Genomic DNA, 298 nt, shown 5'->3' with positions numbered 1-298 from the left:
GGGACCGGCCGACGCCGTCGCGTCCCGGGCCGGACTGGGTGACGATCCGGCCACGGCTGTCGGGGATCTGCGGGTCGGATCTGGCCACCGTCACCGGGCGGTCGTCGTTCTACTTCGCCTCCCTGGTGTCGATGCCGTTCGTGCCCGGGCACGAGATCGTGGCCGACACACAGACGGATGTCACTTTGAGTAATGGGACGGAGCTGCCGGCGGGTTCCCGGGTGGTCGTCGACCCGGTGCTCGGCTGTGCCGCCCGGGGGCTGCCCGCGTGCACCGGCTGTGCCGGCGGGCACACCAG

The 298-nt window shown here is 72.1% G+C and carries 1 pseudogene (only partly in view); it reads left to right on the top strand.

Features of this window, described 5'->3' with window-relative positions:
* Nucleotides 1-298: pseudogene (locus FrCorBMG51_RS32170) on the top strand (alcohol dehydrogenase catalytic domain-containing protein); its annotated part runs 404 nt beyond the window's last position; the annotation flags it as partial.

It is taken from the genome of Protofrankia coriariae, assembly GCF_001017755.1.
Classification (GTDB): Bacteria; Actinomycetota; Actinomycetes; order Frankiales; family Frankiaceae; genus Protofrankia; species Protofrankia coriariae.
Note: the sequence above shows the minus strand (reverse complement) of the source record. Positions and strands in the feature narration are given on the sequence as shown.